At 45.3% G+C, this 512-nt stretch carries 1 pseudogene; it reads right to left on the bottom strand.

The features are described from left to right. Positions 1 to 512, bottom strand: a pseudogene (locus tag R8O11_RS31410) (peptidase M6); the annotation flags it as partial.

The raw sequence follows: 512 nt of genomic DNA, 5'->3' as shown, positions 1-512 counted from the left end.
ACTTGTTCTTATCGGTTTGCAATGAGTCTGCTTTTGCCTCAACGACATGACTCGCATCCACATTCAGCAGCGCGGCAAACGGCACGAAAGAGAAGCCTGTCTGATTCAAACCAAATGTGTACATGTCGCTATTGCTGCCTGTCCACATCACAGGTAAAGAGGATTTTTCAGTTTTTAGAACACGACCGAAATCAAAGTTCGCTTCAAACTCACCGCCTTCCAATTCCACCACCAACAGATGCTGACCAGCACTTAGTTGACTTGGCTGAGGGAATAAGATTCGTGATGATTTTTGGAAAGAACCTTGTTGTAGCAGTTCAGCGCTGTCTTGGTCTAACACCAACCGGTAACCCGCATTACCTGAGAATGGGAATCGCCATACTCGGTAAGTCATATCACTTTGAAGGCTGCTTCTTTGCGCGTACAGCTGAATACCATCCAGTTCTGTAGCGTTATTTAAATCTAGTGAAACCGCCAGCGTATTTGTGCTACTAGCAAACACATAACCTTGA

The sequence above is a fragment of the Vibrio sp. 1288 genome (genome assembly GCF_033344475.1).
Note: the sequence above shows the minus strand (reverse complement) of the source record. Positions and strands in the feature narration are given on the sequence as shown.